The sequence below is a fragment of the Bacillus sp. YP1 genome (genome assembly GCF_000877815.1).
Taxonomy (GTDB): Bacteria; Bacillota; Bacilli; order Bacillales; family Bacillaceae; genus Bacillus; species Bacillus subtilis.
Genome location: NZ_CP010014.1, coordinates 1,530,899 through 1,538,957 on the forward strand (window position 1 = coordinate 1,530,899; position 8,059 = coordinate 1,538,957).

The following is an 8,059-nucleotide window of genomic DNA, read 5'->3' on the forward strand; positions in this document are numbered from 1 at the left end:
CTAATTGAATAACTTTATATACTGTTACATAAAGAGGCTGATAAATTAAGTTAGACATTTGAACTATGTCAGCCGGTCTGTCAAACCATCGCTCCCACATCTAGATGGTCCATTTTTTAACCTCACCCACCAATCATAGAGTCGATGTTCTTTGCTGATCCTGTTATCATGTTACATCAATTTTGAGATATCAACATACATCTACGATCACATCATAAATGAACCGCATCCAGAGCACCAATAGCAATCCTTCCAAGTTGAATCTCCTTTACTTTTTCACATATGTCTTTTCCATTTATTAATTTCATTTCAATCGCTGCTATGTGCTTTACAACATACATGGAAATAAGAAATCCAATAGCCGTCATAAATATAAAAAAAGAAGGTTATACACATGAATGAACCGCTTGTTTTTATGTTTTCCGGGCAAGGTTCCCAATACTATCACATGGGGAAAGAACTATTTAAGGAAAATACCGTGTTTCGCCAATCTATGCTTGAAATGGATGACATTGCAGCACGGCGAATTGGCACATCCATTGTTGAAGAAATCTACCATCCAGGTAAACGTATGTCAGATCCGTTTGACAGTATTTTTTTTTCCCACCCCGCCATTTTTATGATTGAGTATTCCTTATATAAGGTTTTGGAAGACAGGGGAATCTCTCCTGATTACGTATTGGGATCAAGTCTGGGAGAATTCGCAGCAGCGGCAGTTTCTGGTGTGTCAGACGCAGAGGATATACTGGATTGCATACTTGAACAGGCTATTATCATCCAGAATTCCTGCGATAAAGGAAAAATGGTGGCCATTCTTGACAAACCGCAATTGCTGAATGATCATCCGCAACTGTTTGGAAATAGTGAACTCATTTCTATCAATTATGATTCGCACTTCGTCATTTCTGGTGAAGAAGATCATATAAGGAAGATTATGGAGGATTTAAAGGAGAAGCAGATTCTTTGCCAGCTGCTTCCTGTGTCCTATGCCTTTCATTCTTCGCTTATTGATCCGGCAGAGAGTGCCTATGCAGAATTTTTAAGATCAAAATCTTTTAAAAAACCGTCAATACCGATTGTATCGAGCTTAACGGGAAGCTGCCTTCACGTAATGGACGAGAATTTCTTTTGGAATGCGGTCAGAAAGCCAATGATGTTTCGTGAAGCGATTCGATATTTGGAAAGCCAGCATACATGCAAGTTTATCGATTTAGGGCCATCCGGCACCTTAGCTGCTTTTGTGAAACAGCTGATTCCGGGTGATTCAGCTGACCGTTGCTGCTCAATCATAACACCATTTCATCAGGAGCTGAAAAATCTGAATACGGTTGAGTATTTCCGTACACCAGAAAGGAAGTTTACAAGATGATTACATATGTCTTTCCAGGGCAAGGCTCCCAGCAAAAGGGGATGGGACAAGGGCTATTTGAACAGTATCAGCATTTGACAGATCAAGCAGATCAAATATTGGGCTATTCAATAGAGAAGCTATGTACCGAAAAATCATATCTGGATGTAAATCATACTGAATACACGCAGCCGGCTTTGTATGTTGTTAATGCACTCAGTTACTTGAAGAGAGTGGAGGAGACCGGCAGAAAACCTGATTTTGCGGCAGGACACAGCTTAGGAGAATACAATGCGCTGATGGCAGCCGGTGCATTTGATTTTGAAACCGGATTAAGGCTCGTCAAAAAAAGAGGAGAATTGATGGGACGAATTACAGGGGGCGGAATGGCTGCTGTGATCGGCCTGAGTAAGGAACAAGTTACAGCCGTTTTAGAAGAGCACCGTCTTTATGACATTGATGTGGCAAATGAAAATACGCCCCGGCAAATTGTGATTTCTGGCCCGAAAAACGAGATTGAGAAAGCTCGGGCTGTTTTTGAAAACACCAAGGATGTAAAGCTGTTTCATCCATTAAATGTGAGCGGAGCTTTTCATTCCAGATATATGAATGAAGCCAAACAGGTATTTAAGCAATATATTGACTCATTCCAGTTTGCACCTTTGGCGATCCCGGTTATCTCCAATGTCTACGCAGAGCCATACCATCAAGACAGATTAAAAGATACATTATCTGAACAAATGGACAACACAGTGAAATGGACGGACAGCATTCGTTTTCTGATGGGAAGAGGAGAAATGGAGTTTGAAGAGATTGGGCCTGGAACTGTTTTAACTGGTCTCATTCATCGGATTAAAAATGAAGCTGAACCATTGACATATATACCGAAAAAAAACCCCGCGATCAGTGCGCATCTAAAGGAGCAACGCAATGTTCAAGCTGGGATTACGGCAGAATCTTTAGGAAGTGCTGAATTTAAACAAGATTATCATCTTACATATGCTTATCTTGCAGGGGGAATGTACCGCGGCATTGCTTCGAAAGAAATGGTAGTAAAGCTGTCAAGAGCGGGAATGATGGGGTTCTTTGGCACAGGAGGTCTGAGCCTGAAAGAGGTTGAAGATGCGATCCATGCTATACAAGGTGAATTAGGGAAAGGACAAGCCTATGGCATCAATCTGGTCCACAATATGAAACATACTGAATCAGAAGAAAAAATGATCGATCTTTTATTGAGGAATCAAGTGAGCATTGTGGAGGCTTCAGCATTTTTAAGTGTCACTCCTGCATTAGTAAGGTACCGCGCAAAAGGAGTGAAACGAAATCAAAATGGTGACGTTATATGCTCAAATCGTCTCATAGCAAAAATATCACGGCCGGAAGTTGCAGAATCATTTCTGAGTCCTGCGCCTGAGAATATGCTGCAAAAGCTTTTAGGAGAAAATAAAATCACTATGAACGAAGCTGAGTTGTTGCGGTGCATTCCGATGGCTGACGATATTTGTGTAGAAGCTGATTCAGGCGGTCATACAGATGGCGGTGTAGCATACAGCCTGATGCCGGCGATGACATCTTTAAGAGATGAAATGATGAAAAAATATCAATACCGGAAAAAAATAAGAGTTGGTGCAGCTGGAGGAATTGGAACACCTGAGGCAGCGATGGCGGCTTTTATGCTAGGAGCTGATTTTATTCTAACAGGCTCAATCAATCAATGTACGGTTGAGGCGGCAACAAGTGATAAAGTAAAGGATTTGCTTCAGCAGATGAATGTACAAGATACAGCCTATGCGCCTGCAGGTGATATGTTTGAATCGGGCAGTAAAGTGCAGGTGCTAAAGAAAGGCGTGTTCTTTCCCGCACGGGCAAACAAGTTATATGAACTGTATCAGCGGTATGGGTCTATACGTGAGCTGGATGCAAAGATGCTGGCCCAGCTTGAGGAGAAATACTTTAAACGCAGTATAGAAGACATATATAAAGATATTGCATTGCATTATCCCGCTGCAGACATTGAGAAGGCTGAACAAAATCCGAAGCATAAAATGGCTTTGATTTTTCGATGGTATTTCAGATACAGCTCAAAATTGGCAATCAGCGGAAGCGAACATTCGAAGGTCGATTATCAAATTCACTGCGGTCCCGCGCTGGGAGCCTTTAATCAATGGGTCAAAGGATCGCAATTAGAAAATTGGCGAAACCGCCATGTGGATGAAATCGGGAAAAAATTAATGACAGAAACGGCAGTATTGCTTCATGAACGGATGCAATCGATGTATCAGCCGTCACATGAAACAGACAACATAAAAATAAAAGTTTGAATATTATGAAAATATACCTATAAAAATCATTAAAATAATCCCTTGAAGGAGAGAGCGCATTATGGATAAACAGAGAATCTTTGAAGTACTAATCACCAATATTTGCGAGGTGCTTCCTGAATTAGACGGACACAGATTTGAGCCTGAAGATCAGTTAGTTGAGCTAGGAGCTGACTCTGTAGACAGAGCTGAAATTATCACGATGGTCCTAGAGGATTTATCGTTAAAAATCCCTCGCGTTGAGCTATCCGGGGTGAAAAACATCGGTGAATTAGCTGAGGTGCTTTATGACAAAGTGCAATCTGCCTGAGGTGGTGGTGACCGGTGTAGGCGTTACGGCCTCTATCGGTCAAGGGAAAGAGGACTTTGCTTCCTCGCTGCTGTCCGGCAGACATGCCTTTGATGTCATGAAGCGTTCAGGCAGACAAAAAGACAGCCGGTTTATCGGAGCCGAAATTGCGTCATTGTCTTATCCTGACCGACTCTCTAAAAAAATGTTGCGAAAAGCATCATTCTCCAGCCGCGCTGCATTGGTAACTCTCACAGAGGCTTGGGAGGAGGCTGAATTGGACGATGCAGATTCCTCACGTATCGGACTGGTTGTTGGCGGATCAAATTTTCAACAGAGAGAAAACTTTGAAGTTTATGAAAGGTATCAAGACCGCTCCGGTTTTATTTCTCCGGCGTATGGTCTGTCTTTCATGGACAGCGATCTTTGCGGGATATGTACAGATCAGTTTGGCATCACGGGATTAGCATATACGGTGGGAGGAGCTTCGGCCAGCGGCCAGTTAGCAGTCATTCATGCGATTCAGCAAGTCCTGTCAGGCGAAGTTGATACTTGCATAGCACTTGGTGCTTTAATGGATCTTTCTTATATGGAATGCGAGGCGCTAAGGGCTTTAGGCGCTATGGGGACGGACAAATATGCTGATGAACCTGAAAATGCGTGCCGTCCTTTCGATCAAAACAGAGACGGGTTTATCTATGGAGAATCGTGCGGTGCATTGGTAATAGAACGAAAGGAGACGGCTTTACGAAGAGGTCTAAAACCTTATGCAGCATTGTCTGGCTGGTCAATCAAACTGGACGGAAACCGGAATCCTGATCCTTCATTAGAAGGAGAGATTCATGTCATCCAGAAGGCACTGGAGCGTGCCAGGCTTTTACCAGAAGATATTGATTATATTAATCCTCATGGAACAGGCTCTTTTATTGGAGATGAAATAGAATTAAAGGCGCTCCGTGCATGCCGGCTTTCCCATGCTTATATCAATGCAACAAAATCGATAACCGGACACGGGCTTAGTGCGGCGGGCATCGTAGAGATTATTTCTGTTTTGCTGCAAATGAAAAAATCTGCCCTGCATCCGAGCAGGAATTTGGATCATCCAATCGATGATTCCTTTCATTGGGTAAATGAGAAATCGATTTCATACCGCATCAAAAATGCGCTGAGCTTAAGCATGGGGTTTAGCGGAATGAACACCGCGGTTTGTATACAAAACATTGAGAAATGTGGAGGCGAATCATAAATGGTTTCAGCCGGAATAGAAGCGATGAATGTCTTTGGCGGAACGGCATACCTTGATGTCATGGAGCTGGCCAAATACAGACACTTAGATACTGCGAGATTTGAAAATTTATTAATGAAAGAAAAAGCGGTAGCACTGCCTTATGAAGATCCCGTGACCTTCGGAGTCAATGCAGCTAAGCCGATTATTGATGCTTTATCTGAAGCAGAGAAGGACCGGATTGAATTGCTGATCACTTGCTCTGAATCCGGGATCGACTTTGGGAAATCGTTAAGTACATATATCCATGAATATTTAGGTCTCAACCGCAACTGCCGTTTGTTTGAGGTTAAACAGGCGTGTTATTCAGGGACAGCGGGATTTCAGATGGCGGTGAATTTTATATTATCCCAAACTTCTCCGGGTGCCAAAGCACTGGTTATCGCCAGTGATATTTCACGTTTTTTAATCGCTGAGGGCGGAGACGCTTTAAGCGAAGATTGGTCTTATGCGGAACCGAGCGCCGGAGCGGGAGCGGTGGCCGTTTTAGTTGGCGAAAATCCCGAGGTGTTTCAGATAGATCCCGGAGCAAATGGTTATTACGGCTATGAAGTGATGGACACGTGCCGCCCCATTCCCGACAGTGAAGCGGGAGATTCTGATCTGTCTTTAATGTCATATTTGGATTGCTGCGAACAGACCTTTCTGGAATATCAAAAGCGTGTACCGGGTGCCAATTATCAGGACACGTTTCAATATCTTGCTTACCATACGCCCTTTGGCGGGATGGTGAAAGGCGCGCACCGGACAATGATGCGTAGGGTAGCGAAGGTGAAAACATCCGGGATTGAGACGGATTTTTTAACTCGGGTAAAACCAGGGTTAAACTACTGTCAACGAGTTGGAAATATTATGGGGGCAGCCTTGTTTCTGGCATTGGCCAGCACGATAGACCAAGGGAGGTTTGATTCGCCTAAACGAATTGGCTGTTTTTCCTACGGATCCGGCTGCTGTTCTGAATTCTACAGCGGAATTACAACTCCGCAAGGCCAGGAGCGTCAGCGAACATTTGGTATTGAGAAGCATTTGGATCGCCGGTATCAGCTCTCCATGGAAGAGTATGAGCTATTGTTTAAGGGGAGCGGGATGGTGCGGTTTGGGACGCGCAATGTAAAGCTGGACTTTGAGATGATACCGGGTATCATGCAGTCCACTCAAGAGAAGCCGCGCTTGTTTTTAGAAGAAATTTCTGAGTTTCATCGGAAGTACAGGTGGATCTCGTGACCTATCAAACGATAAAGGTCCGCTTTCAAGCGTCGGTTTGCTATATTACCTTTCACCGTCCTGAAGCGAATAATACGATTAATGACACGCTGATAGAAGAGTGCTTGCAAGTGTTAAATCAATGTGAAACATCAACGGTGACGGTTGTCGTTTTAGAGGGGCTTCCCGAGGTGTTTTGTTTTGGAGCTGATTTTCAAGAAATCTATCAGGAAATGAAAAGGGGCAGAAAACAGGCAAGCTCCCAAGAGCCTCTCTATGATTTGTGGATGAAATTGCAGACCGGCCCTTATGTCACGATTTCGCATGTCAGGGGAAAAGTGAATGCCGGCGGTCTTGGATTTGTATCTGCCACAGATATTGCCATTGCTGATCAGACGGCGTCATTCAGTCTCTCTGAGCTGCTATTCGGCCTGTACCCTGCTTGTGTTTTACCGTTTCTGATCCGCCGTATCGGCCGGCAGAAAGCGCATTATATGACGCTTATGACAAAGCCGATTTCCGTTCAGGAAGCCAGTGAATGGGGGTTAATAGATGCTTTTGATGCTGAAAGTGACGTGCTGCTGAGAAAGCATTTATTGCGTTTGCGGAGGCTGAATAAAAAAGGAATCGCACATTATAAACAGTTTATGAGCTCACTTGATCATCAAGTCAGTCGTGCGAAAGCCACCGCTTTAACTGCAAATCAAAACATGTTTTCTGATCCTCAAAACCAAATGGGAATCATCAGGTATGTTGAAACAGGACAATTCCCATGGGAGGATCAGTAACCGTTTCAATCAGAACCATTAGGAGGACATCATGACGCATTCTGTTGTAGAGCTTATCGAAATTGAATCCGCTATTATTCAGGTAAAGATGCAAGATCGCACTCATAAAAACGCGTTTTCACAAGAACTTACAGATGGTTTAATTCAAGCGTTTGAATACATACGGCAGAATCCCAAATACAAAGCGGTTATTTTGACAGGATATGATAATTATTTTGCTTCAGGAGGAACGCAAGAAGGACTGCTTCGAATTCAACAGGGATTGACCAAGTTCACTGATGACAATCTTTATTCTCTGGCGCTGGATTGTGAGATTCCAGTTATTGCGGCAATGCAGGGCCATGGAATTGGAGGCGGCTTTGTCATGGGGCTCTTTGCTGACATAGTCATTCTGAGCAGGGAAAGCGTGTATACGGCTAATTTTATGAAATACGGATTTACTCCTGGAATGGGCGCTACCTTTATCGTTCCTAAAAAACTGGGTTTCAGCCTGGCCCAGGAAATATTATTGAATGCGGGCAGCTACCGCGGAGCTGATCTTGAAAAAAGAGGGGTTCCCTTTAAGGTGCTGCCCCGTGCAGAAGTGTTAGATTATGCAGTGGAGCTGGCGCAAGAATTGGCGGAAAAGCCGAGAAACTCACTGGTTACACTGAAAGATCATTTGGTTGCTTCGCTTCGCGATCAGCTGCCGCGCGTCATTGAACAGGAATTGGTGATGCATGAGAAAACATTTCATCATGAAGAAGTCAAAAGTAGAATCAAAGGTTTATATGGTAATTAACTGAAAACATATAAAAATTTTGCAGGTGAAATGGAGGCAGCGTG

The 8,059-nt window shown here is 43.6% G+C and carries 7 protein-coding genes; all 7 read left to right on the forward strand.

The window, feature by feature from the left end; all coding sequences use genetic code 11:
- Positions 1–394: 394 nt before the first annotated feature.
- On the forward strand, positions 395–1,369 hold the full coding sequence (locus tag QF06_RS07600) for an acyltransferase domain-containing protein (protein ID WP_015715911.1): 975 nt from the start codon (positions 395–397) through the stop codon (positions 1,367–1,369).
- A complete protein-coding gene (gene fabD / locus QF06_RS07605; RefSeq protein ID WP_041850819.1) occupies positions 1,366–3,669 on the forward strand; it encodes an ACP S-malonyltransferase in 2,304 nt (767 codons plus the stop codon). The genes QF06_RS07600 and fabD overlap by 4 nt, the downstream gene beginning before the upstream one ends.
- Before the next feature lie 61 nt (positions 3,670–3,730).
- On the forward strand, positions 3,731–3,979 hold the full coding sequence (locus QF06_RS07610; protein ID WP_038828279.1) for an acyl carrier protein: 249 nt from the start codon (positions 3,731–3,733) through the stop codon (positions 3,977–3,979).
- Positions 3,957–5,204, forward strand: a complete 1,248-nt coding sequence (gene pksF / locus QF06_RS07615; RefSeq protein WP_043940120.1) for a polyketide biosynthesis malonyl-ACP decarboxylase PksF — start codon at positions 3,957–3,959, stop codon at positions 5,202–5,204. The genes QF06_RS07610 and pksF overlap by 23 nt, the downstream gene beginning before the upstream one ends.
- Positions 5,205–6,467 (forward strand): polyketide biosynthesis 3-hydroxy-3-methylglutaryl-ACP synthase PksG, encoded by a 1,263-nt coding sequence (pksG, locus tag QF06_RS07620; protein WP_032725729.1) that lies wholly within the window; start codon positions 5,205–5,207, stop codon positions 6,465–6,467.
- Positions 6,455–7,234 carry an enoyl-CoA hydratase/isomerase gene (locus QF06_RS07625; RefSeq protein ID WP_072692616.1) on the forward strand — a complete coding sequence of 260 codons (780 nt, stop codon included), beginning with the start codon at positions 6,455–6,457 and terminating at the stop codon, positions 7,232–7,234. Before pksG ends, QF06_RS07625 begins: the two co-directional genes overlap by 13 nt.
- Positions 7,235–7,265: 31 nt before the next feature.
- Positions 7,266–8,015, forward strand: a complete 750-nt coding sequence (locus QF06_RS07630; RefSeq protein ID WP_041850818.1) for a polyketide synthase — start codon at positions 7,266–7,268, stop codon at positions 8,013–8,015.
- Positions 8,016–8,059 lie beyond the last annotated feature (44 nt).